Below are 22,144 nucleotides of genomic sequence, written 5' to 3'. Positions count from 1 at the left end.
CAAAATAAAGGTAATCACTCCCCGCCCTCTCCGATGCCGGGAGAGTCCCGGGAGTTGTTGTCCATAAACCGCCGCATCTCCAGTTCGCGCAGTTCGTGCCGCTTGATCTTACCGGAGATGGTCTTCGGGAGCGACTCCACGAACTCGATCAGGCGGGGATACTTGTACGGCGCCGTCACCCGCTTGACCTGCTTCTGGATGTCTTTGACCAGCGACTCCGTGGGCCGGTACCCGGGCTTTAAGACGATGAAGGCCTTGACGACCAGCCCGCGAAGCACGTCGGGCGACCCGACGACCGCCGCCTCCTGGACGGCCGGGTGCTCCATGATGGCGCTCTCGACCTCGAACGGCCCGATCCGGTAGCCGGAGGACTTGATGACGTCGTCGTCGCGCCCGATGAACCAGAAGTAGCCGTCCTCGTCCATATAGGCCTTGTCGCCGGTGTAGTAGAACCCGCCCGAGAAGACCTTGCGGTTCTCTTCGCTATTGTTCAGGTAACCGGAGAAGAGCCCGACCGGCCGGGGCTCGACGTTGATCGCGATCCGCCCTTCCTCCCCGACGCCGACCGGGTTGCCGTCGTCGTCGTGGAGCTCGATATGCCAGCCCGGCATCGGCCTTCCCATCGAACCGGGCTTGGGCTTCATGCCGGGAAGCGTCCCGATGCAGAGCACCGTCTCGGTCTGGCCGTAACCTTCGTAGATTGTCCTCCCGGTCCCTTCTTCCCATGCCCGGATCACCTCGGGGTTGAGTGCTTCGCCGGCACTGCAGCAGTGGCGCATGTCGGCGAGATCGAACTTGTCGAGGTCGGCGAGGATCAGCATCCGGTAGATGGTCGGAGGGCAGCAGAACGTCGTGACCCCGTACTTCTCCAGCAGCGGCAGGATCTCGGTGGCGTGGAACCGGCCCCGGATATCGTAGACGAAGATGCAGGCGCCGACGATCCACTGACCGAAGAGTTTCCCCCACGCGCTCTTTCCCCAGCCGGTATCGGAGATGGTGAGGTGCAGGTCGTTCGAGTGCAGGTCGTGCCACAACTGCGCGGTGACGAGGTGCCCGAGCGGGTAGGAGTGGTTGTGGACCACCATCTTCGGCTCGCCGGTGGTGCCGGAGGTGAAGAAGATCAGCAGCGGGTCGATTGCTTTCGTCCGGTGCATGCCGGGGAGGTTCACCAGTTTGTGCGAGCAGGGCGCGGGGTAGTCGAGCTCGACGGGGTAGCTGACCCACCCGTCCCGCACGCCGTCGATCATGAGCCGGACGGCAAGTGTGGGGCACTCTTCGCGGATCTCCTCGACCTTGTCCGCGTGCTCGGCCATGGTGATGATCATCCGGATATCGGCCGCCTGGATGCGGTACTTCAGGTCCTTGGGGGTCAGCATCGTCGTCGCGGGGCAGTAGACTGCGCCGAGTTTGATGAGCGCGATGACGAAGACCCACCATTCAGGCGTCCGGGGGAGCATCAGCATCACCCGGTCGCCTTTCTTGATGCCGTACTTCAGGCAGATGTTGACGGCCTGATTCGAGAGGCGCATGAGGTCGAAGAAGGTGTATTTCTTCTCGTTTCCTTTCTGGTCAACCCAGATCATCGCCAGTTTGTTCCGGTCCTTCTTTGCCCATGCGTCGATCACGTCGAAGCCGAAGTTATAGTATTCAGGGACGTCTATCTTGAATTCGGCGCACAGGTCCTCGTAGGACGGTGGTTTTTGCTCTTCATCTCCCATAACGCGGTCCCTTAAAAGTTGCGCGTTTATGGTTTAAAGTATTCACGAAGCTGAAACGGGCTCCGTATCCGGAATAGGCATAAAGATTACCCATTAGTATTATGGTTCAAAAAATGATACTCATATCGATGGCTGAGAAGGGATACGAGTCACTGAAAATTGAGAACATCGTTGCCTCTGGGGTGATTGCCGACACAATCGACCTCGAAAACGTATCTGAAAAAATAAAAAACTGCGAATTGAATACGAAGAGGTTCCCCGGGGCGGTCTACCGCATCGAGAACCCCAAGATCGCATCCCTGATATTCTCCTCGGGAAAAGTGGTGCTTACCGGAATCAGGAAGAAATCCGACCTCCGGCCGGGCCTGGAGATCATCATGCAGTCGCTACGGGACGCCGGGGTGGATACCTACGATGTGCCGCAGGTCGCGATCACGAACATGGTCTGCTCGTATGACATGGGGAGGTACATCAACCTGAACAAGGTGGTCATCACCCTCAACCTCGAGAACATCGAGTATGAGCCCGAGCAGTTCCCGGGGCTTGTCTACCGCATCGAGGACCCGAAGATCGTCGCCCTTCTCTTCAGTTCCGGCAAGATCATCTTGACCGGCGGGAAGAATATTGAAGATATCAAGAGAGGACTGGATTTCCTGGAGCAGCGGCTCGAAAATATCATGTGAAACGGTTTTTGGTTGCGTTTTTCTGATTGGGAGAGGGGGCTCCTGTTTTTTTGGCCGGGTATGATCTGTCACTCCGGGCGTTCTGCCGATACGTGACGGGAGAGTGTCCGGGCCTGAAGTAGGTCATTTTGGTGGCCGCATCTGAGGGGACTCGTGCATCAAGCGTATGCCGTCGATCTTACTCAAGAGTGCTGTTCTTGCGTCGCAGTTCACATGCACGGCTTTCATAGGGATATCGCCATTGGGGGTGGCGGCTCGCGGGGAGGGGGCGTGCCCCCCTCCCCTGTCTCTACCCCATTAATGGGATACCCATAACCCCCACCCCACCCGGCCTCCGGCCTCCTCCCCCTTCCTGCGGGGCGGGGGCAGTGCATGGCGATACTCCCACAGTCCACTATACCGGGCTTTTTCCTAGTTTCCGCCGCCACCCCCAGTCACAGGCTATACTCAAAAGCCACTATCAGGTGGCCCTAGGTGCCGGCAAACTCCAACCCTCTCACCAATACCTATGCGTCTTCACATAGTTCCGCTCGGCCTTCAAAATCTCCCGGTAGAAGGCGTCCCCTTCGGAGAGGGTCGCGAGGATCCGTGAGGCCGCCTCCGGCCCGACGCCTCTGGCCGCGAGGGCGGTCACCGCCTTCTTTCCGCTCGATAGAACGATGTTAGCGTTCCGGAGGAACCTGATCTCGATCGCCCGCTCCTCCTCGGACTTGGTCTTCTTCTTCACCGCCGGGATGAGGTCCTCGTCCCAGGGTTTCAGCGCCGCGATGAGGCGGGCGCTGCAGAGGGGGCACTGCGGCCTATCGGGGACGCGCTCGATGACCGTCCGGCTCTTCCACTTCCGGCAGTTCATGCAGAAGAGGACGACGTCCTCCTTCTCGAGGCGCCGCATCAGCGTCCCGATCACCGCCTGGTCGATCATCGGCGGCGGGATCATGTCCCGGGACGACGAGAGCACGTCGCTCCCGAGCGGGCTCAGCCTTCCTGTGACGACGGCAATGCGGCCGTCATGGACGGCGGTGAGGATCTCCTGCGCCGCCTCCGTGTCCATGGAGGTGCTGAAGAGCTCGCGGTAGGCCTCGGCCGCGATGACCGTGCCGTCGAAGAGGTCGATGAGCCGGTGGATGCTGAACCGCTCGTAGTCGGCGTCCGCGTCGATGGCGCCGAACTTTTTCGCCACCTGCACGAGTTTCCACTTGAAGAGCGCCGTCCGTTTCAGGGCGAGCCTCAGGATCCCGGGGAGGTGTTCGGGCTCGAGCGCCGCAAGGGTCTCCTGCACCTCCAGTGCCCGGACATGGGAGGGCAGCCGCAGGAGGAACCGGTAGGCTCCGACCTCGATCCCGACGGTCGTCCCGTATCGGGCGGAGAGGAGGACCGAGAGCGCCCGGGCCAGCGCCTCGTTCGCCTTGTGTCCGCCGCAGACGTTGCAGACCACGCCTTCGTCCGCGTTCTCGAGGGTGATGAGGGTGTCCGAGGGAATCGGGTAGCGCCCCTCGTCCATCCGGTCGATGAACCGCTCCGCGTAGGCGATCACACCGGGGATGTCCGAGTAGCGGGAGAACGCCCGGGTCCGCCGGAGCGCCCCGACCTCCATGGCGACCGGGAACGGCACCGGGATCTGCTCGCCCTCCCACGACGGGACCTCGCCCTTCGCCCGGGTGGCCGGTTCGACCGTGATCCGGGTCCCCTCGATCTCGAGCGCCCGCCAGAGCTGGCCCTTCGTGATGAAGACCGCGCCGGTGTGCATCCACCCGAGGACGAACGACTCGTCGAGCGTCCCGACGGTGCGGCGCGAGACGATATCGAAGATCTCCATCTTCCGCTCGTCGTGGATCATCGAGAGGTTCTCGACGAGGTAGCGCCGCGCCCGGCCCGTCCGGACGATCCGGGTCCCGTCAAGCCGGATCAGCCGGTGCTCGGCCATCTGGCGGCAGACGTCGTCGAGGAGCGATCCAGACCCCGCAAAGATGTTCGACCGTTCGATCATCTTCCGGACGCGGGAGATCTCGATCTCGCCGTACTCGACCGCGATCGCCGCAACCTGGTTCGCGAGGACGTCGGCGGCGCCGGCGGGCGGGACGATCCGCTCGCACTCGTTCGCCTTCGCCCGCCGCGCGATCACGAGCGACTCTAAGAGGTCGTCAAACCCCGTCGCGAGGACGGTCCCGCGCGAGACGGCGTCGAGACGGTGACCGGCCCGGCCGACCCGCTGCACCAGGCGCGAGACCTGCCGAGGGGAGCCGAACTGGACGACGTGCTCGATGTGCCCTATGTCGATCCCGAGTTCCATCGAGGACGTGGCGATCAGCGTCCGGATCTCGCCCTTCCTGAACCGCTCCTCGGCGTCGACCCTGACGTCCCGCGAGAGCGAGCCGTGATGGACCTCGACGTCGCCGCGGGAGTAGAGGTGGTGGCCGAGCGCCTCGGCGGTCACCCGGGTATTGACGAAGACGAGGGTGGAGCCCGGCGCGTCCAGGCACTTCCCGACGGCACGCGCCTGAGTGCCGAAGTCCTCCCCGGCAAACCGGACGCCGATCTCAAGGCCGCTCGCGACCGGCACCTCGACGAGCGAGAACGGCCTTGCCCCGCAGAGGAACCGGCCGATATCGTCGGGGTTCCCGACGGTCGCCGAGAGGCCGATCCGCTGGAACTCCCCCGCGTATTCGGCCAGGCGTTCGAGCGCCACCGCGAGCTGCGCTCCCCGCTTGCTGTCGGCGAGTTCGTGGATCTCGTCGATGACGACGTACCTGACGTTCTTCAAGTGCTCCCTGAGGCGTTTGCCCATGAAGAGCGCCTGGAGCGACTCCGGGGTGGTGATGAGGAGGTCGGGGGCGTTCAGCGCCTGCTTCCGCCGCTCGTTCTGCGGCGTGTCCCCGTGCCGGACACCGACCGAGAGGCCGAGCTCCCGGCACCACCACTCCATCCGGTTGAGGATATCCCGGTTCAGGGACCGGAGCGGGGTGATGTAGAGCGCCTTGAACCCCGCGCCGGTGGTCTCGAGGAGCCGGTCGAAGACCGGGAGCATCGCGCTCTCGGTCTTCCCCGTCCCGGTCGGCGCCACCAGGACCAGGTTCTCCCCCGAAAGAAGCCGCGGGATGGCCTGCTCCTGTGCCTCCGAGAACTCGGTGAACCCGCGCTTCCGAACGACCTCCAGCACCCGCGGGTCGAGGAGGTCAGCAGTCGTCTGCGGGGCAGAGCGTGGCCGGGGAGCCGACGTACGTGCCATCTGCTAAGAACACCTCCGCGGAATTGGGGTCGATGCACCGGGAGAGGGGGCCGAGCCCGCTCTCGCGCAGCCGTCCGACGTCGATCCCGCCCGCGAACTCGTTGAAGGCCGGGACGAAGAGGAGCCGGGTGCGCTCCCCGGACGGCTCCTCAAACATCGAGTAGAGGTAGGCCGGCCGGGCGCGTGCGGCGCACCCGACGGCGTCGACGAGCGAGACGACCGGGTGGTGGTGGCCGAGGACGATGAGGTGGCCGGGAAGTTCGGGGGCTGGGCGGGTGTGACCGTGGAGGTAACCGACGCCGTCGATGAGCGTGCCCTCGGCGGGCAGGAGTTCGCCGGGCTCGAGGAACCGCCCGATACCTCCGTCGTGGTTGCCCGGGGCGACGGCTATCGGCACCCGGTCCCGAAACGACTGGAGGATGCCGGGAAGTTCCCGGTACTCCTGCCTGCTCGTCACCGGGACGTTGTGTTTGACGTCCCCGAGGAGGAGGAGGAGGTCGGGCTCTGCCTCCTCGATGCAGGCGACCACCCGGTCGGCCCGGGCGGCGCTCCGGCTCGCGATGTGCACGCCGTGACGTTCGAGGCCCGATTCAATGCCCATGTGCAGGTCGGCGACGACCAGCACCCGCCGGTCGCTCTCGACCAGGAGGGCCGGGCCGTTCTCGATGAAATGAAGGTGCATTATCGTGTCAGATCAGTTTTATCATGCCCGATGCGGGCTGGTAACACTCCCCTGCGGCGAGGAGTTCCTCGAGCGCGGCGCGGGCATCCCGGGCGGAGAGTCCCGCCCGCACCCCGGCGGCGACGGCGTCTTCAAATTCGACGCCCCGAGCGCCGCCCTCCCCTTCGAGGGCATCGAGGAGGAGGTCGCGGGCGGCGAGGGGTGCGATCTCGCCGACGGCGATATCCGGGCGGACGGTTGCAAGCGCCGTGCGCACCATCGCGGCCATCCCGCGGATATCCTCGTCCGTGGTCCCGTAGAGGCGGCGGGCGGCCGAGGCCCGTTCGTCCCTGCCGTCGAGGAGCGCTTCGAGCCGGTCAAGCGTCGCTCCGGCGGTCGATAGCATCCAGAGATCGCGGGCGGTGCGGTTCACCACCGAGAGCGCCTCGGCCTCCACCGTCGCGCACGCTCGCTCACCGGTTCCGGTCAACGTCGCCCGGCCGGTGACGGCGACGAACGCGGGCGGTTCGATGTAGCCGAGCGTCTCGACCGCGTCGGGGCTCTGCCAGTCGACCGAGACCTGGAACGCGCCGGTCGGATCGGCAAGCCGGGCCTGCATGACGTCGCCGCTTCCCCTCTTCTCGGTAAGGGCGCCGACGATGAAGAGGCGGCGGCACCAGGCGGCACCCGGCGTCACCACGTACGAGCCGCCCCGGCCGTCGCCGGAGTCCGCCGTGTGCCGGGCGGCGGAGAAGTCCTGCGCAAATACCCGCTCTACAGGTTCCATACATCCGTCCGTTCGAGGAAGGGGGTGCGGATATGCCGGTGCGGGAGAACCTTGCGACTCTCCACACGAACCACCGGCAGTTCCATAGCGTTTCGGTACCTACCTGTTCGCCCTCAACCCTCTAAAAAGGATCACCGGAACGGATGACGATCCTTTTACGATGGACGAGCACCAACACCTATGCAAATGGACGGCAACCACACCATCTGGATAGAGAAGTATCGGCCCAAAAGGCTCGACGAGATGGTCGGGCAGAAGGAGATCGTGGTACGCCTCCAGTCCTACGTGAAGACCGGAAACCTGCCGCACCTCCTTTTTACGGGCAGCGCAGGGATCGGCAAGACCACCGCCGCCGTGGCGCTCGCCCGGGAGTTCTTCGGCGACTCCTGGCAGATGAACTTCCGGGAGATGAACGCCTCCGACGAGCGGGGAATCGACGTCGTCCGGAACCAGATCAAGGAGTTTGCCCGGACGTCGCCGCTTGCCGGCGCGACGTTCAAGATCCTCTTCCTGGATGAGGCGGACGCGCTCACCACGGACGCGCAGGCGGCTCTCCGGCGGACGATGGAGACCTACGCCCGAACCTGCCGGTTCATCCTCTCGTGCAACTACTCCTCGAAGATCATCGACCCCATCCAGAGCCGGTGCGCCATCTACCGGTTCAGGCCGCTTGACCGGGAGGCGGTCATCGAGGAGACCAGGAGGATCGCCGCGGTCGAAGGCCTTACGGTCACACAGGGTGCGCTCGACGCCATCGTCTACGTCGCCTCGGGGGATATGAGGAAGGCGATCAACGCCCTGCAGGGTGCCGCGATCGTCCGGAAGGATATCGACGAGGAGACGGTCTACGCGATCACCGCGACCGCCCGCCCGGACGAGATCGACGAACTCCTCGACCTCTCGATAGCGGGGAAGTTCGACGAGGCGGAGCAGGCGCTCTCCGACCTGACCCGCGGCCGCGGCATCGCCCCGAACGAGCTGATCAACCAGTGCTACCGGGCGCTGGTCCAGCGCGATATTGACCGGACGCTCAAAGTGAAACTGATCGACGCCCTCGGCGAGACCGATTTCCGCCTCTCGGAAGGGGCGAGCAGCGACATCCAGATGGAGGCGCTGCTCGCACGGTTCGTCCTCGCCGCAGAGCAGTACCGTTGAGGACTCCGTCTTGACCGAAGAGATAACCGTCGAAGTCACCGATAACGTCGGCGAGTGGACGAAGTTTCTGAAGAAACAGTACAAGCGCGAGCTTGCCGAACTCTCCCGCGAGTACCCGCACAACCACTCACTCATCATCGACTACCGCAAGATCCTGAACAACAGGTTGGCATTTGAACTCCTGAGGAGCCCGGGGAAGGTCATCGGGGATATCAAGGACGCGATCGTCCAGAACAAACTCCTCAAGCTGAAGGACGGCCAGGATCCGGATCTCGTCAACATCCGGTTCACGAACCTGCCGCAGAAGACCGACGTCCGCGACATCCGGGCGGACCAGATCAACACCTTCGTCGCCATCGAGGGGATCCTCCGAAAGACCACGGAGGTCCGCCCCCGGATCGTCACCGCGGTCTTCCGGTGCCGCTCCTGCGACAAGTACACCGACCCGGTACCCCAGGGCTACGGGCGGTTCGACGAGCCCGACTTCTGCCCAAATTGCGAGAGGAAGACCCGTCTCGATCTCGTCATGAACCGGTGCCGGTTCGTCGATGCCCAGAAACTCCGGATCCAGGAGTCTCCGGAAGGCCTCCGGGGCGGGGAACAGCCCCAGACGCTCGATATCGACGTCACCGACGACCTGACCGGGATGGTCTCGCCGGGCGACCGGGTGGTGGTGAACGGCATCCTGCGGTCGGTGCAGAGGATCAACTACGGCCAGAAGAGCACGCTCTTTGACATCTATCTCGAGTGCAACTCGATCGAGGTTGCCGAGAAGGAGTTCGAGGAGGTCTCGATCACCGAGGAGGACGAGGCGAAGATCATGGCGCTCGCCCGCGACCCGATGGTCTACAAGAAGATCGCCCGGTCGATCGCGCCGACGATCTACGGCACCGACGACGTGAAGGAGGCAATCGCGCTCCAGCTCTTCGGCGGGATCGCGAAGGATATGCCGGACGGCTCCCGCCTCCGCGGCGACGTCCACGTCCTCCTGGTCGGCGACCCGGGTATCGCAAAGAGTCAGATCCTGCGGTACGTCGTGAAACTCTCGCCCCGCGGGATCTACACGAGCGGCAAGTCGTCGACCTCCGCCGGGTTGACGGCGACGGCGGTCAAGGACGAGTTCGGCGACGGGCGGTGGACGCTCGAGGCCGGTGCGCTGGTACTCGCGGATATGGGGATCGCCGCGGTCGACGAGATGGACAAGATGGCAAAGGAGGACCGGAGCGCGCTCCATGAGGCGATGGAGCAGCAGTGCTACGACGACGAGACCGAGGTCCTCACGGAGAGTGGGTGGAAGTTCTTTTGCGACGTCACCGCCGAAGACCGCGTCGCGACCCTCTCTTCCGACGGCAGGCTCGAGTACGCAACCCCGTCCAACTTCGTGGCATCGGAGTACGACGCCGAGATGTACTACGTCAGATCCCGACAGGTCGACCTCGCGGTCACGCCGAACCACCGGATGTATGTCAACCTGAACCGGCGCGCCGATGAGTGGGAAGGGTTCCGGCTCGTCCGCATGGACGAGATCCCCATCCACAAGCGGATGCGGTTCAAGAAGAACGCCGTATGGACCGGAGAGCGGCAGGAGACCTACGAGATCCCGCCCGTCGTCAAGTTCGCGAACCAGAACGCCGAAGGAAAACTCACCGATCCCGTCACCGTCGGGATGGACGACTGGCTTGAGTTCCTGGGCTACTTCCTCTCCGAGGGGTCCGTCCAGCGGCACTCTAAGACCGGGGTGCCCTACCGCACAATAATATCTCAGACGAACCCGGAGTCGGCCGAGAAGATCCGGGAGTGTCTTGAACGGCTGCCGTTCCGGTTCTCCTACGACGGCAAGAACTTCTCGATCAACGCAAAGCAGCTCGCCGAACACCTCGCGCCGTTCGGGAAATGCTACGAGAAGTACGTCCCCGACTACGCGAAGAGCCTCCCCCCGGAGCAGATCGGGATACTCCTCGATGCGCTCATGCTCGGTGACGGATACGTCAACAAGACGACCGGGGTCTCGATATACACGACCTCCTCGAAGAGACTGGCCGACGACGTCACCGAACTCCTGCTGAAGAAAGGGTGGTCGGGGAACGTCCACCTCAGGCGGGAGGCCGGGGAGGTCATACCCAACCCGCGGGGAGGGACTTCAGTAATTACTCACGATATCTTCCAGGTGACCTGCATCCGCGACGGCCAGAACGAGCCGAACGTCAATTCCAACGGGCAGCGGCAGATCGAGAAGCGGCCGTATAAAGGCACGATCTACTGTCTCGAAGTCCCAAACCACATCCTCTATGTCCGGCGTAGCGGCATCCCGGTCTGGTGCGGCAACTCGATCTCGGTCGCAAAAGCCGGCATCACCGCGACCCTGAAGTCCCGGTGCGCCCTCCTCGGCGCGGCGAACCCGAAACTCGGGCGGTTCGACCAGTTCGTTCCGATCGGCGAGCAGATCAACATGCCGCCATCGCTCCTCTCCCGGTTCGACCTCATCTTCGTGATGACCGATCAGCCGGAGGCCGAGCGCGACGGGGCGATTGCGCAACACATCATCAAGACTCACAGTGTGGGCGAGCTCATCAAGCAGCACGCGTACGAGCCGCTGCCCGACGTCGACGACGAGTACATCGAGCGGGCGCTTGCGCCGGTCATCCCCGACATCGACCCGACACTCTTACGGAAGTATATCGCCTACGCGAAACGGACGTGCTTCCCCATCCTCTCCGACGGGGCGAAGGAGGCGCTGATCGCCTACTACATGCGCCTGCGGAACCTCGCGAGCGGAAACAAGCCCGTCCCGGTCACCGCCCGGCAGCTCGAGGCGCTGGTCCGGCTTGCGGAGGCGAGCGCGAGGATGCGGCTCTCGAACACCGTCGATACGGAGGACACCGACCGGATATTAAAGATCGTGGATGCCTGTCTCCGGCAGGTGGCCTACGACGCAGAGAGCGGGAGTTTCGACATCGACAAGCTCGTGACCGGGGTCACGAAGTCGCAGCGCGACATCATCCGGTCGGTGAAGGAGACGATCCGCAACGTCTCCGGCGACTCCGGCGGCCAGGCGAGGGTCGACGAGGTGATCGAGATCCTGGTGCAGCAGGGTTTCTCCCGCGACAAGATCGAGCACACCCTCGAGCAGCTGAAACGCGGCGGCGAGGTGCTCGAGCCCCGGCACGGGCTGGTGAAGTTGATCGGGTGAGGGGAGAGGGCTGCCCATTTTCTCGCGAAGGGCAGACCGGGTTTCTCGCGTTAGATTCCCGGCACGGCTTTCGAGTAGGTATCCCCACGCGGGAGGGGCGGGAAGTCGCGGCTACCCTGTCTTCAGGGGAATACGCCGGATTTTTCTGGAGTTAAGAGACAAAACCATCATCTGTAAGGATCTTTTTTATCTTGCTCACCAGAAATCTTGCCGTGGCAAGGGCGCCTTCTGCATCGGTACGGGTGACGACAGAACTGTGATCGTACGTGGCCGCATGCCGTTTCCTCCGCATCCGGTCAAAGGCGGCAACCTCATCCGGGGTGAGGTAGAACTTCAGGAACTCCTTTACTGAAACGTGCCCTTCGCCGCCCTTCGGCCGATAACCCCTGGAGAAGATCAGTGCCCTTCCCGCCGAGAGGGCGGCGTTGTAGGAGATGTTATACGCCCATTCGTTGCTGATCTCAAGGTTCATCTCGGCGGCATGGAGATCCCGTTCCGCAATATCGATCGCCTCCCTGACGGTGCTCTGATCGATGGGTATCCTCTCAATCTTCCCTTCCATCTCCAGGCGTTTGACCACAGCAACCCTCACCCAGGATCATGACTTTTGGTTTACTCAGAACATTGGTGACGAACGGATCGGCCCTGTCGATGCGTTCCCGTAATTCTTCTTTCTTCACCAGCGTATAATTGATCTCCCTTTGCAGGGTTCTCTCGCTCTCGTTTATCAGAGGGATCAGGCGGCTCTCATCGACCTCCCCGACGATGAAGAGATCAATGTCGCTCTTTGCGCCTGCCGTTCCGGAGGCGAACGAACCGTAGATGAATATGCACTCGAGATCGCCGAGTTCGTCAAGTTGCTCTTTGAGAACCCGGGCGACGCCTTCTGTCTTAAGAACCAGTCTCTGCAACTCGGGGTAGAGGAAAAAATTTTGGTCGGCAGTGTAGTATGTCTGATTCCCCTTTGTCTCCGATCTCAGCAGGCCGAACTCTTCGAGGTGCGCGAGTTCCTTTCGGACAAGAGCGTAGTTCTTCCCGACCAGCCGCTCGACCTGGCGGATGTAATACTCCTTATCGGGGTTTAAGAGGAACAGGGTGAGTACCTTCACTCTCGTCTCTGAGGATATGAGAGCCTCGAGCATACAGGAAGAGTGTCGCCGGTTGATTATAAAAAGTAATCTATTGATTACTTATTGTACTCTACTGAGTATGTTATGTAACCAGGATGCGGCATACGGAGTTCGTGAGAACGGGCTCGGCGGTCGGTTACAGATAACCCGTACGGGCACATCGCGGGTGGCAGGTCATAGGCTTCCAGGCAGGATGTTAATGACCTGTCCCGACGATTCGGATTGTCTGCCGAAGGCTATCATAACCCGCATAGCCTGCCTCGCCGTGAGAACAGCCCGTCTCCTCCACTCTCCGCCCCAGGGGGGATCCGCCGGCTCACTTTCACGAACAGCCCCCGGACGTGTAGATGATTGTGAGAGAAATGCTATATAGATCTGCGTCTATCTCCTTGTGCGGATGCCCAAAACGCGCTCGCAGAACGGCGAAGGTTCATCCATCCCTCCACGGCCGGATGAATCCCCCACTGTCCGAAGGCGAGAGCATGGTTCGCATTCCACGTACATAAGGTTGAACCTCGTTTGCCTCGGGAGGGGTGTTGTAGGAGGAAAAATCACGTGAAGCCCCATTATATCATGGTCATACTCTCGTTTATTCTCCTCACCGCGGGGTGCATCGAGCCCGTGACTGTCGATCCCGCAGAGGTTACGCCGTCGCCCATAACCGAACTTCCCCCCGATAATGCACCGTCACTCAGAGATTCAGCCTTCATCAGGATCGAGGCGTGGGAGGACCCCGCCGAATACACGAGTTTCTCCCCGCCGTCATACATCCCCGGAGAGTATACCCTCTACGGCCTCCTGATATCCACCGCCTGGAACGAGTCCTACGGCCACTACACGACGATCGGCGAGACCCTGCGCTACGCACGTAACGATACGATGCAGAACGCATCGTGGACTACCGATATGACGCTGCTCGAAATCACCTGGAGCAACTACGGGTACAACCCCTATGCAAAAGATCAGATTGTTAACAGCGAACCAAAACCCGTTGATATCAGGGGATATGCGGGACGGATCTACGAGACCAAAGAGGAACACCTGATCGTCTGGACAGCGGCCGGGAACGCTACGTATCAAGTGCGCGGGTCGCTCGACCGCGAAGAGTTGATCCGGGTGGCGCGGTCGATCGTTTGCTAAAGTATATCGCTGGACAGGTCGAATACCCCACTGACCGCCCCCATTCTGATCGAATAGAGGAGAGATGAGCCCATGAAGACCTTAAAAATCATCGTCGAGAAACATCCTGACGGCTATGTCGCCTACCCCCTGGGTCTGAAGGGTGTCGTCGTTGCAGAGGGGGATACCTACGAAGAGGCGCTTGCCGAGGTGAAATCTGCCATACAGTTCCACATAGAGACCTTCGGGAACGATGCGTTCGAGAACAACGATATTATGGAGACCATCGTCGCCGAAGTTGCCGTATAGATGAAGTTCCCGCACGACGCGCCCCAGCGGAAGGTGCTGAAAACGCTGGAAGCGCTCGGTTTTCAGGTCGTCAGGACGGGCAACCATATCGCGCTTATCCGCAGCAATCCGGACGGCACAACGACGCCGCTCACGATGCCGAACCACCCCAAACTCAAAGGCCCGACCCTCCGAACCATTGCACGCAGGCAGGTATCTCTCGAGAAGAGTTCCTGCGTGTTTATGAGCGCGTGTAAAACAGAACCTCTTCTTTCTCACCTCCCCCGGGGGCGCACCTTCTTACTCCCATACCCCCAAACCTACTAACCATGATCACCGACCGCGAGAGAGCGGCGTTTGAGGCCGGGATCAAACTCGGCGCCCTCTACCACCAGTTCGTCGGGACCCCCATCGCGCGCGAGACCGCCGGCGCCGTTGAGACCGCCATCGAGCAGGCCGTCGGCCTCCAGCCCTACGTGACGGAGATCACTGTCCGGCTGAACCGCGACATGATGGTCTCGAACCGGTTCGGCTACTCGGAACTTGCCGGGAAGATGTTCGACGCCGAGATCACGACCGAGGTCGGGACGGCCGTCTGCCGCGCCCGGCTGCGCCTCGAGGACGACTACCCCATGATGGAGATCGTCGAGTTCCATGAAGCTCCCCGCGATACCGATCACTGACGACCATATCCACATCGACCCGAACAACGGCCGGGGGATCGAGGCCGCGAAGGACTTTCGCCGCAGCGGAGGGACGCATATCTTCCTGGTCGCGAAACCCTCCTGGTCGTTCGGGGTCGAGCCGTCCGCTGGAGAAGACTACCGGGAGGTCTTTGATAGAACACTCCATGTGGCGGAGATGGTCCGGGAGACCGGGCTCGTCGTCTACCCGGTCCTCGGCGTCCACCCGGCGGAGATGAACCGTCTTACCGCACGGATGACCCTGGACGAGGCCGCCGGCGTGATGACGGCCGGGCTCGACCTCGCCGCCTGCTACGTCAAAGAAGGCAGGGCCGTCGCCCTCAAGAGCGGCCGTCCCCACTACGAGGTCGCGCCGGAGGTGTTCGCGGCCTCGAACGCCGTCCTCTACCACGCGCTCGAACTCGGGGCCGACTGCGGCTGCGCCGTCCAGCTCCACGCCGAGAGCGGTCCCTGTACCGACGTCGTCGATATGGCACGGCGGGCGGGCATCCCGGTCGAGCGGGTCGTGAAGCACTTCGCGACGCCCGACACACCCCTCACGCCCTCATTCATCGCGCGGCACGAGGAGATCCCCGCGCTTGCCCGGTCGGGCCGCCTGTTCACGATGGAGAGCGACTACATGGACGAGAACTCCCGGCCCGGCGCGGTCATCGGGCCGAAGTCGGTGCCGCGGTTCACGCGCCGGTACCTGGAAGAAGGGCTCATCACCGAAGAGGACGCCTGGCGCATCCATGTGGAGACACCGTCGCGCACCTACGGCGTGGATATCGCGCTTCCTTAACGGAACTGCGCACCTTTTTGACGGCTCGCGTCAAACGGTATGTGATGTACTTAAAAGTGCACCGCATACCGGGCGCCGGTGAGGTGGTGGCTGCCTGTGACGCTGAACTCATGGACGCCACCCTGATGCACGGCGACGTCGAGGTCTGCATCACCGGAGGATTTTACGGTACAGAGCGTACCGGCGAAGAAGACGTCCGGGGTGCTCTCGCGACTGCAGAGAACGTTAATATCATCGGGAAGCGCGTCGTAGCCCTCGCCGTCGCCATGGGCCTCATCGCCGAGGAAGACTGCATCATGATCGGCGACGTGCCGCACGCCCAGATATTCAGGATCTGAACCATGACCATCCAGACGAGCATCTGTCCCCGCTGCGGGAAGCCGAGCGAGGAAGGAGTCTGCCCGGAGTGCCGGGCGGCGGATGTGCGGCTGCTGACCTGCGAGCCTTACGTGACCACCGTCTACTGTCCGGTCTGCGAGTCGCAGAAACGCGGCAAGACCTGGTCCGACCTGCAGATGCCCCACGTTGACCTCGTCACCGAACTGGCTGTATCGGCGGTCAGCATCCACGAGGATGCGAAGGATATCCGGATCGCCGTCCGGTCCGAAGATATCGCGTCGAACAGGACGGCCTGCACCGTCGAAGTGGAGGCTGCTCTCTATGGTGTCCCGGTCCGGGAGACCTGCGAAACCGAGATCCGCTGGCAGAAGGAGTCCTGCGACCGGTGCAGCCGCATCTCCGGGGGCTACTACGAGGGGATCGTCCAGGTGCGGGCTACGGGCAGGAAGATCAACGCCTACGAGCGCGAGGTCGCCGCGAGCCTTGCACAGCAGGCCGAAGAGTCGCTCCAGCAGTCGGGCGACCGATTCTCGTTCATATCGGATCTCGAGGACGCAAAGGACGGCGTCGATATCACCGTCGGGACGCAGCACCTCGGCCAGGATATCGCGAGGGCGATCACGGGGGCGCTCGGCGGGCGGTTCACGACCCACCCGAAACTGGTCGGCGAGAAGGACGGAAAAGCGCTCTATCGGGTCACCTACTCCATCCGGCTGCCGTTCTACCAGAAAGGCGACGTGGTGGTATCCCGCGGCAACTACTTCGAGGTGCGCGAGATCGACGGACAGCGCCTCCGGGTCTTCGATCTCGCGGCCGGCGTTGCCCGGACGCTCACCGAGGCCGAGGTCGAGCGCCTCATCGGGAACGTGCGCGAGGCCGAGTCCGCGCTCGTCGTCTTCACGCAGCCGGGCGTCGTGGGGCTGATGGACCCGAGAACCTACCGGACACGGGAACTCAATACGGTCCCCTGGACGTTCCCGGTGGAGGGGCAGCCGATCCGGGTGCTTCGCGACGAGGAGCAGGACCGGCTGGTCATCGTCGGGTGAGTCCTGCCATGCGTGCACGGAAGGTGCCGGCGGCCGCCCTTGCCGATATCGCGGACGCGGAGTGGGTGGACACCTCCCGCCGGCCGTATGTCGAGGGCGGCATCGCCTGGGTTCCGGTCAGGGAGGGCTATTCTGCCGATACGGATCTTCCCGAGCGGGAGACCTACCGGGGCCGGGGCTACCACCTCATCGGCGACGTCGCGGTGCTCCACGGCGACGCGCCGACGGAGGAGGAACTCAGGGCGATCGTGGAGCACTGCCGTCCCCGGGGCGTCGTCCGGGTGAAGGGATTTTTGAGTGAGATGCGCGTCCCGGAGACTGAGATCCTCTACGGGAGCGCAGGCGAGGTGCGGCACCGCGAGCAGGGCTGCACGTTCTTCCTCGACCCGACGAAGGTGATGTTTTCGCAGGGAAACCGCGACGAGAAGGCGAGGATCGCCGCTCTCGTCCGGCCCGGCGAGCGGATCGCCGATATGTTTGCCGGGATCGGCTACTTCACCATACCGGCGGCCATGAGCGGTGGACGGGTCCACGCGATGGAGATCAACCCAATAGCCTTTGAATACCTGCAACGTAACATTATGGCAAACCACGTCGCGGACAGAGCCTCGGGCGAACTCGGCGACTGCCGGGAACTCCTCTCCGGGGTCTACGACCGGGTCCTGATGGGGCATTTCGACGCCCCCTCGATGCTCGCCGACGCCCTCGCCCACGTCCGGGCGGGAAGCGTGCTCCACGTCCACAGCATCGGGGACGCGGGCGAGACGATCCGGGAACGGGTGGACGAAGCCGGCTTTTCGGCGGCGGTGACCTCTCGCCGGGTGAAGAAGTACGGCCCGCACGCGTGGCATATGGTGCAGGATGTGACGATATCGTGAAGACGCTTTCGGGAAAGACGGTGGTGCTTGCCGTGACGGGGAGCATCGCAGCCGTCGAGACAGTGAAACTCGCCCACGCCCTGCGCCGCCGGGGCGCGACGGTGCAGGCGGTGATGACGGGGGCGGCGGCCGGGATCGTCCACCCCGACGCCCTGACCTACGCAACGGGGCGGCCGGCGATCACGGCGATCACCGGTATGGTGGAGCACGTCCTCTACTGCGGGGAGGGCGGAGAGGCGGATCTCCTTCTCATTGCGCCCGCTACGGCGAACACCATCGGCAAGATCGCCTGCGGGATCGACGATACTCCGGTGACCACCTTCGCGACGACGGCGCTCGGTCGGGGGATGCCGGTGGTAGTCGTGCCGGCGATGCACGAGAGCATGTACCGCCACCCGGGGGTTGCGGAGAACCTCCAGCGACTCCGCTCCTGGGAGATCGACGTCGTCGACCCCCGGATCGAGGAAGGGAAGGCGAAGATCGCCGATACCGATACGATCGTTCTCCACGCCGAACGGGCGGTCTCGGGCCGGCCGCTCGCGGGGAGACGGGTGCTCGTCACGAGCGGGGCGTGCGCGGAGCCCCTCGACGACGTCCGGGTTCTCACCACCCGCTCGACCGGGCGGATGGGAAGAGCGCTCGCACTCGAGGCCTTCCGGCTCGGGGCGGAGGTGACGGTGGTGCACGCGGGGTCGATCCCCTGCGTCCGAAACATCCGTGCGACGACCGCCGCGGAGATGCGGGGTGCTGTTCTCTCGGTCTGCCGCGACACCGGAGTCGACATCTACGTCAGCGCGGCCGCGATATCGGACTTCGCCCCTGAACGGCACGAAGGGAAGATCCCGAGCGGTTCGCCCCTGACCGTCCGGCTCGAGCCCCTCCCGAAGGTCATCGACGAGGTGATGGCGGCATGCAGCCCCGTGACGGTGGCGTTCAAACTGGGCTGGGATGAGGAGGAGCGGGCGAGAGCGATGCTTGAAGGGGGTGTGCGGATGGTCGTCGTGAACGCTCCCCCGACGATGGGCGCGGAGGAGGGATCGTTCCGGATCGTGACGGCAGATAGCGTCACCGACGTCTCCGGGAGCAAAGAGGAGGTCGCCAGGGCGATATGGTCCGGACTGCTATAGCGTTCTCACCCGGGCATATATCCGGCTACTTCAAGCGCGTCGAGGGGGCCGGCCCGGAGAAGACCGGGAGCGTCGGGGCCGGCGTGGTCATCAGTGAAGGGGTGCGCTCGACGGTCGAACCCGCCCGCGAAACAAGCGTCCGGGTCATCCGGCAGGGTCACGCGAGCGCCGGGTCGCCGCCGGTCGAGTACGCCCTCGAACGGCTGGGGGTCGCAGCCCGCGTCACGACGGAGTGCCGGCTCCCCATCGGCGCCGGGTTCGGCCTCTCGGCGGCGGCGCTGCTTGCGACGCTCACGGCCGTAAACCATCTCTTCGACCTCGACCTCTCCGAGAACGAGGTGGCCGCACGGGCGCACGAGGCCGAGGTTCTCCACCGCACCGGGCTCGGGGATGTCGCCGCGAGCAGATCCGGCGGGGTCGTCTGCCGGAAGGGGCCGGGGATCCACGCGGAGATCACCCGCATCTACCCACAAGAGCCCCTCTATGCCGTGAGCCTCGGTCCGCTCCCGACCGCTTCGGTCCTCTCGTCTCCCGGGGCGATGGCACGGATAGCCGCCGCATACCCGGACCGCTGCCCCCGTGACCTCCCCGACTTCTGCCACCTCTCGCGGGGGTTCGCCGAGAAGAGCGGGCTTATTGCGCCGGAGGTCCGGCGGGTGCTCGACGCCTGCGACGCCGAGAGGGTCCCGGCGAGCATGACAATGCTCGGGAACGGCGTCTTTGCCTGCGGTGAGACTGCGGAGCAGGTGCTCTCTCCGTTCGGGGAGGTCTACACCCTCCGCGTCGCCCGCAACGGCGCATACCTGATCGAGGTGAAACCATGATTCCGAAAGACCATCCACGCTACCGTTCTCTTGTCGCCCGCGAACGGATTGCCCGGTGCGCCCGCGAGGGTATCGTCGCACCGGAAGGGCTCGCCGCCCACGGGCGCGGAGAAGCGTTCGACTACCTGATCGGCGAGAAGACGATCGAAAGCGCCGCCCTCGCCGCCCGGACGGCTGCGGCGATGCTGCTCTCCGCCCGGCACGCGGTGATATCGGTGAACGGCAACACCGCGGCGCTTGCGGCGGCGGAGATCGCAGCGCTCCAGCGGGCGAGCGGCGCGGACGTCGAGGTGAACCTCTTCCACCGGACAGAGGAGCGGATCGAGCGGATCAATCGGCTCCTTACGGAGCACGGCGCCCGTGTCCTCACGGGAACGCCGGAGCGGATCGTCCCGCTCTCCCACGACCGGGCGCTCTCGCTCCCGGAGGGTATCGGGGACGCCGACGTGGTACTCGTGCCGCTCGAGGACGGGGACCGGTGCGCCGCGCTCCGGGAGATGGGGAAGGCGGTCATCACGATCGACTTGAACCCGCTCTCCCGGACCTCCCGCACGGCGACGCTGACGATCGTCGACGAGGTGACCCGCGCCCTCCCCGCGATCACCGCGGCGTGCGCCTCCCTCGAGCCCGGCGAGGCCGAACGACTGATCGCCTCACTGGACAATACCTATCTCCTTCGGGCGGCAATAGATGAGATGAGAGAGAGACTGGCCCATGCTCTGGAGTGAGGTCTACCGCCCGAAGCGGTGCGACGATATCATCGGACAGGACGAGGTCGTTCGCCACATAACGGCGTTCGCGGATTCGGGGAGCGTGCCCCACATGCTCATCTCCGGCCCGCACGGCACCGGGAAGACCGCGGCCGTCGAGTGCCTTGCGCGAAGGCTCTACGGCGAGAACTGGAAGGCGAACACGACCGTCTTCAGCGCGACCGACCTTCTCGGGAGAGGGAGGAGCGCGCTCGAGTCGGACGAGCGGTTCAGCATGGTCTACCGCAAGGACCGGAGCCTGATCGTCAACTTCAAACAGATCGTGAAGTGGTACGCCTCGATGCGCCCGCTCGACGCCGACTTCAAATTGATGGTCTTTGAGGACGCGCACGGCCTGACGTTCGAGGCGCAGCAGGCGCTCCGTCGGACGATGGAGCGATACAGCGCCACTTGCCGGTTCATCTTCGTCACCGTCCGCCCCTCGACGATCATCCCGGCCATCGCGTCGCGCTGCCTGCCGCTCTTCTTCGCCCCGATCGAGAGCGCGCTCGTCCGGGCCCGGCTCGATGAGATCCTGGCCGCGGAAGGGGCTGCGGTTCCGGCCGACGACATCGACCTGATCGTGTATACCGCGCAGGGAGACCTGCGGCGTGCGATCATGTACCTGCAGATCGCCGCGAGAGCGGAGAAGGACTTCGACCTCGCGGAGATCTCGCGTTCCGAGACCGCGAACGTCGCTACGTCGGCGTTCGTCGCCCTCCGGGACGGCAACTTCGGCGCCGCCCGCCGGATCGCCGAGTCGCTGATGATCGAGTACGGTCTCTCGGCGCGGGAGGTCGTCGGCGAACTCCGGCAGGCGGTCAGGCGCGAGTACAACCATCCGGCCCTTGCCGTCGCGCTCGCCGATGCGGATCTCCGGCTCACCCACAACGCAAACGATTTCGTGCAGATCAATGCACTGCTTGCCCGGATCGCCCGGGAGGTGTTCAGTGAAGAAAGTACAACAGCATTATGACGAGGTCGCGGATATCTACGACGAGCGTTACGACGGCAGCCGCGGGAAATATTATCACGGGCACATCTCCGACCACGTGATGCGGGAGCTCCCGAAAGATGGGTTCCTTCTCGACGTCGGATGCGGAACCGGACTCTTCGTGCAACGCTACGTCGAGGAGGGCGGCCGGGCGGTGGGGCTCGATATCAGCCCGGGAATGGTCAGGCACGGGCGGCAGCGGTGCCCGGAGAGCGGGTTCTGCGTCGGTACGGCCGACGTCCTCCCGTTCCGGGACGGCACGTTCGACGCCCTTGCAAGCCTGCTCGCCTTCAGTTACGTTCCCGACCCGGAGGGGATGCTCCGGGAGTGCTACCGGGTCCTGAAGCCCGGTGGTCGGATCGCTGTCTGCACCCTCTCACGGACGGTCTTTACGAGCATCGTTCCCGTCGTCTACCAGATGGGGGAGAAGGTCGGTCTGAAGAAGGTGGGCGTCGGGGACTTCGACGAGCACTACTACACCAACGCCGAGATCGCCTCGCTCTTCCGCGAGGCCGGGTTCGAGGATGTCTCGGTCGGCCGATGCTCGTTTGCACACTTGAACCTCGCCGACCCGGTCTTCAACCTTGCACGGAAGGTGGAGCCGATCATCGAGGAGAAACTGCCGTACCTGGCGTATAACGTCTGTGCGGCGGGGAAGAAACCAAAAGATTAGGTTACGCCTTACCCTGCGGCAGACCGGCCCCCGAACAGGCCAGTTGCCGCAGCCGGGGTGTCCCCCCGTTCC

The 22,144-nt window shown here is 63.8% G+C and carries 22 protein-coding genes; 16 read left to right on the top strand and 6 right to left on the bottom strand.

Annotated features, from left to right (window positions below; genetic code table 11):
- Nucleotides 1–14: 14 nt before the first annotated feature.
- The gene (locus L21_RS10375; RefSeq protein ID WP_074370399.1) at nt 15–1,718 is read right to left on the bottom strand and encodes an AMP-binding protein; all 1,704 of its coding nucleotides are present in this window, start codon (nt 1,716–1,718) and stop codon (nt 15–17) included.
- Between the two features lie 128 nt (nt 1,719–1,846).
- Here L21_RS10375 and L21_RS10370 point away from each other — a divergent pair, with 128 nt between their 5' ends.
- Nucleotides 1,847–2,401, top strand: coding sequence for a TATA-box-binding protein (locus L21_RS10370; protein ID WP_178377718.1), 555 nt, complete (start codon nt 1,847–1,849; stop codon nt 2,399–2,401).
- Nucleotides 2,402–2,897: 496 nt separating this feature from the next.
- Here L21_RS10370 and L21_RS10365 read toward each other — a convergent pair whose 3' ends face one another.
- From L21_RS10365 to L21_RS10355, 3 genes are read right to left on the bottom strand one after another with little or no spacing between them, the layout of a single operon-like run.
- Nucleotides 2,898–5,627 (bottom strand): DEAD/DEAH box helicase, encoded by a 2,730-nt coding sequence (locus L21_RS10365; RefSeq protein WP_074370397.1) that lies wholly within the window; start codon nt 5,625–5,627, stop codon nt 2,898–2,900.
- Nucleotides 5,575–6,309 carry a metallophosphoesterase gene (locus L21_RS10360; protein WP_074370396.1) on the bottom strand — a complete coding sequence of 245 codons (735 nt, stop codon included), beginning with the start codon at nt 6,307–6,309 and terminating at the stop codon, nt 5,575–5,577. Before L21_RS10360 ends, L21_RS10365 begins: the two co-directional genes overlap by 53 nt.
- A gap of 7 nt (nt 6,310–6,316) precedes the next feature.
- The gene (locus tag L21_RS10355) at nt 6,317–7,075 is read right to left on the bottom strand and encodes a hypothetical protein (RefSeq protein WP_074370395.1); all 759 of its coding nucleotides are present in this window, start codon (nt 7,073–7,075) and stop codon (nt 6,317–6,319) included.
- A 186-nt stretch (nt 7,076–7,261) separates the two neighbouring features.
- Here L21_RS10355 and L21_RS10350 point away from each other — a divergent pair, with 186 nt between their 5' ends.
- Together L21_RS10350 and L21_RS10345 are read left to right on the top strand one after the other, a co-directional pair.
- Nucleotides 7,262–8,230, top strand: coding sequence for a replication factor C small subunit (locus tag L21_RS10350; protein ID WP_074370394.1), 969 nt, complete (start codon nt 7,262–7,264; stop codon nt 8,228–8,230).
- Between the two features lie 10 nt (nt 8,231–8,240).
- Complete coding sequence (locus L21_RS10345) at nt 8,241–11,420, top strand: LAGLIDADG family homing endonuclease (RefSeq protein ID WP_074370393.1); 3,180 nt, start codon at nt 8,241–8,243, stop codon at nt 11,418–11,420.
- A 151-nt stretch (nt 11,421–11,571) separates the two neighbouring features.
- On the opposite strand, the gene L21_RS10340 is transcribed toward L21_RS10345, so the two are convergent.
- Together L21_RS10340 and L21_RS10335 are read right to left on the bottom strand one after the other, a co-directional pair.
- Nucleotides 11,572–12,000: a HEPN domain-containing protein gene (locus L21_RS10340; protein WP_143727276.1), complete on the bottom strand. Its 429-nt coding sequence runs from the start codon at nt 11,998–12,000 to the stop codon at nt 11,572–11,574.
- Nucleotides 11,966–12,562, bottom strand: a complete 597-nt coding sequence (locus tag L21_RS10335) for a nucleotidyltransferase domain-containing protein (protein ID WP_074370391.1) — start codon at nt 12,560–12,562, stop codon at nt 11,966–11,968. Before L21_RS10335 ends, L21_RS10340 begins: the two co-directional genes overlap by 35 nt.
- A gap of 543 nt (nt 12,563–13,105) precedes the next feature.
- Between L21_RS10335 and L21_RS10330 the strand changes: the two genes are divergently transcribed.
- From L21_RS10330 to L21_RS10270, 13 genes are all read left to right on the top strand, one after another.
- On the top strand, nt 13,106–13,690 hold the full coding sequence (locus L21_RS10330; RefSeq protein WP_143727275.1) for a DUF4367 domain-containing protein: 585 nt from the start codon (nt 13,106–13,108) through the stop codon (nt 13,688–13,690).
- A 72-nt stretch (nt 13,691–13,762) separates the two neighbouring features.
- Nucleotides 13,763–13,978: a type II toxin-antitoxin system HicB family antitoxin gene (locus tag L21_RS10325; protein WP_074370389.1), complete on the top strand. Its 216-nt coding sequence runs from the start codon at nt 13,763–13,765 to the stop codon at nt 13,976–13,978.
- Nucleotides 13,979–14,284, top strand: a complete 306-nt coding sequence (locus tag L21_RS10320) for a type II toxin-antitoxin system HicA family toxin (RefSeq protein WP_256713013.1) — start codon at nt 13,979–13,981, stop codon at nt 14,282–14,284.
- Between the two features lie 2 nt (nt 14,285–14,286).
- Nucleotides 14,287–14,640: a dihydroneopterin aldolase family protein gene (locus L21_RS10315; RefSeq protein WP_074370388.1), complete on the top strand. Its 354-nt coding sequence runs from the start codon at nt 14,287–14,289 to the stop codon at nt 14,638–14,640.
- Nucleotides 14,612–15,442: a TatD family hydrolase gene (locus L21_RS10310; protein ID WP_074370387.1), complete on the top strand. Its 831-nt coding sequence runs from the start codon at nt 14,612–14,614 to the stop codon at nt 15,440–15,442. The genes L21_RS10315 and L21_RS10310 overlap by 29 nt, the downstream gene beginning before the upstream one ends.
- A gap of 44 nt (nt 15,443–15,486) precedes the next feature.
- The gene (locus L21_RS10305) at nt 15,487–15,780 is read left to right on the top strand and encodes a DUF424 domain-containing protein (protein ID WP_074370386.1); all 294 of its coding nucleotides are present in this window, start codon (nt 15,487–15,489) and stop codon (nt 15,778–15,780) included.
- A 3-nt stretch (nt 15,781–15,783) separates the two neighbouring features.
- Entirely contained in the window at nt 15,784–16,827 is a 1,044-nt protein-coding gene (locus tag L21_RS10300) for a 60S ribosomal export protein NMD3 (RefSeq protein ID WP_074370385.1), read from the top strand.
- A gap of 8 nt (nt 16,828–16,835) precedes the next feature.
- Entirely contained in the window at nt 16,836–17,705 is an 870-nt protein-coding gene (locus L21_RS10295) for a class I SAM-dependent methyltransferase (protein ID WP_074370384.1), read from the top strand.
- Nucleotides 17,702–18,832, top strand: coding sequence for a bifunctional phosphopantothenoylcysteine decarboxylase/phosphopantothenate--cysteine ligase CoaBC (gene coaBC / locus L21_RS10290; RefSeq protein ID WP_074370383.1), 1,131 nt, complete (start codon nt 17,702–17,704; stop codon nt 18,830–18,832). The genes L21_RS10295 and coaBC overlap by 4 nt, the downstream gene beginning before the upstream one ends.
- The gene (locus L21_RS10285) at nt 18,814–19,656 is read left to right on the top strand and encodes a pantoate kinase (RefSeq protein WP_074370382.1); all 843 of its coding nucleotides are present in this window, start codon (nt 18,814–18,816) and stop codon (nt 19,654–19,656) included. The genes coaBC and L21_RS10285 overlap by 19 nt, the downstream gene beginning before the upstream one ends.
- A complete protein-coding gene (locus L21_RS10280) occupies nt 19,653–20,384 on the top strand; it encodes a 4-phosphopantoate--beta-alanine ligase (RefSeq protein ID WP_074370381.1) in 732 nt (243 codons plus the stop codon). Before L21_RS10285 ends, L21_RS10280 begins: the two co-directional genes overlap by 4 nt.
- Nucleotides 20,371–21,381: an AAA family ATPase gene (locus tag L21_RS10275; RefSeq protein ID WP_074370380.1), complete on the top strand. Its 1,011-nt coding sequence runs from the start codon at nt 20,371–20,373 to the stop codon at nt 21,379–21,381. The genes L21_RS10280 and L21_RS10275 overlap by 14 nt, the downstream gene beginning before the upstream one ends.
- On the top strand, nt 21,356–22,072 hold the full coding sequence (locus L21_RS10270) for a class I SAM-dependent methyltransferase (RefSeq protein ID WP_074370379.1): 717 nt from the start codon (nt 21,356–21,358) through the stop codon (nt 22,070–22,072). Before L21_RS10275 ends, L21_RS10270 begins: the two co-directional genes overlap by 26 nt.
- The last annotated feature ends 72 nt before the right edge of the window (nt 22,073–22,144 follow it).

This window comes from Methanoculleus chikugoensis (assembly GCF_900095385.1).
Taxonomy (GTDB): Archaea; Halobacteriota; Methanomicrobia; order Methanomicrobiales; family Methanoculleaceae; genus Methanoculleus; species Methanoculleus chikugoensis_A.
Note: the sequence above shows the minus strand (reverse complement) of the source record. Positions and strands in the feature narration are given on the sequence as shown.

Bases quoted from the DNA above. Each gene is read 5' to 3' on its own strand.
- L21_RS10285 (WP_074370382.1), top strand. From the start codon at position 18,814: ATGGTCCGGACTGCTATAGCGTTCTCACCCGGGCATATATCCGGCTAC.
- L21_RS10275 (WP_074370380.1), top strand. From the start codon at position 20,371: ATGCTCTGGAGTGAGGTCTACCGCCCGAAGCGGTGCGACGATATCATC.
- L21_RS10365 (WP_074370397.1), bottom strand. From the start codon at position 5,627: ATGGCACGTACGTCGGCTCCCCGGCCACGCTCTGCCCCGCAGACGACT.
- L21_RS10310 (WP_074370387.1), top strand. From the start codon at position 14,612: ATGAAGCTCCCCGCGATACCGATCACTGACGACCATATCCACATCGAC.
- L21_RS10295 (WP_074370384.1), top strand. From the start codon at position 16,836: ATGCGTGCACGGAAGGTGCCGGCGGCCGCCCTTGCCGATATCGCGGAC.
- L21_RS10320 (WP_256713013.1), top strand. From the start codon at position 13,979: ATGAAGTTCCCGCACGACGCGCCCCAGCGGAAGGTGCTGAAAACGCTG.
- L21_RS10315 (WP_074370388.1), top strand. From the start codon at position 14,287: ATGATCACCGACCGCGAGAGAGCGGCGTTTGAGGCCGGGATCAAACTC.
- L21_RS10335 (WP_074370391.1), bottom strand. From the start codon at position 12,562: ATGCTCGAGGCTCTCATATCCTCAGAGACGAGAGTGAAGGTACTCACC.
- L21_RS10300 (WP_074370385.1), top strand. From the start codon at position 15,784: ATGACCATCCAGACGAGCATCTGTCCCCGCTGCGGGAAGCCGAGCGAG.
- L21_RS10375 (WP_074370399.1), bottom strand. From the start codon at position 1,718: ATGGGAGATGAAGAGCAAAAACCACCGTCCTACGAGGACCTGTGCGCC.
- L21_RS10370 (WP_178377718.1), top strand. From the start codon at position 1,847: ATGGCTGAGAAGGGATACGAGTCACTGAAAATTGAGAACATCGTTGCC.
- L21_RS10325 (WP_074370389.1), top strand. From the start codon at position 13,763: ATGAAGACCTTAAAAATCATCGTCGAGAAACATCCTGACGGCTATGTC.
- L21_RS10355 (WP_074370395.1), bottom strand. From the start codon at position 7,075: ATGGAACCTGTAGAGCGGGTATTTGCGCAGGACTTCTCCGCCGCCCGG.
- L21_RS10360 (WP_074370396.1), bottom strand. From the start codon at position 6,309: ATGCACCTTCATTTCATCGAGAACGGCCCGGCCCTCCTGGTCGAGAGC.
- L21_RS10305 (WP_074370386.1), top strand. From the start codon at position 15,487: ATGTACTTAAAAGTGCACCGCATACCGGGCGCCGGTGAGGTGGTGGCT.
- L21_RS10280 (WP_074370381.1), top strand. From the start codon at position 19,653: ATGATTCCGAAAGACCATCCACGCTACCGTTCTCTTGTCGCCCGCGAA.
- L21_RS10350 (WP_074370394.1), top strand. From the start codon at position 7,262: ATGGACGGCAACCACACCATCTGGATAGAGAAGTATCGGCCCAAAAGG.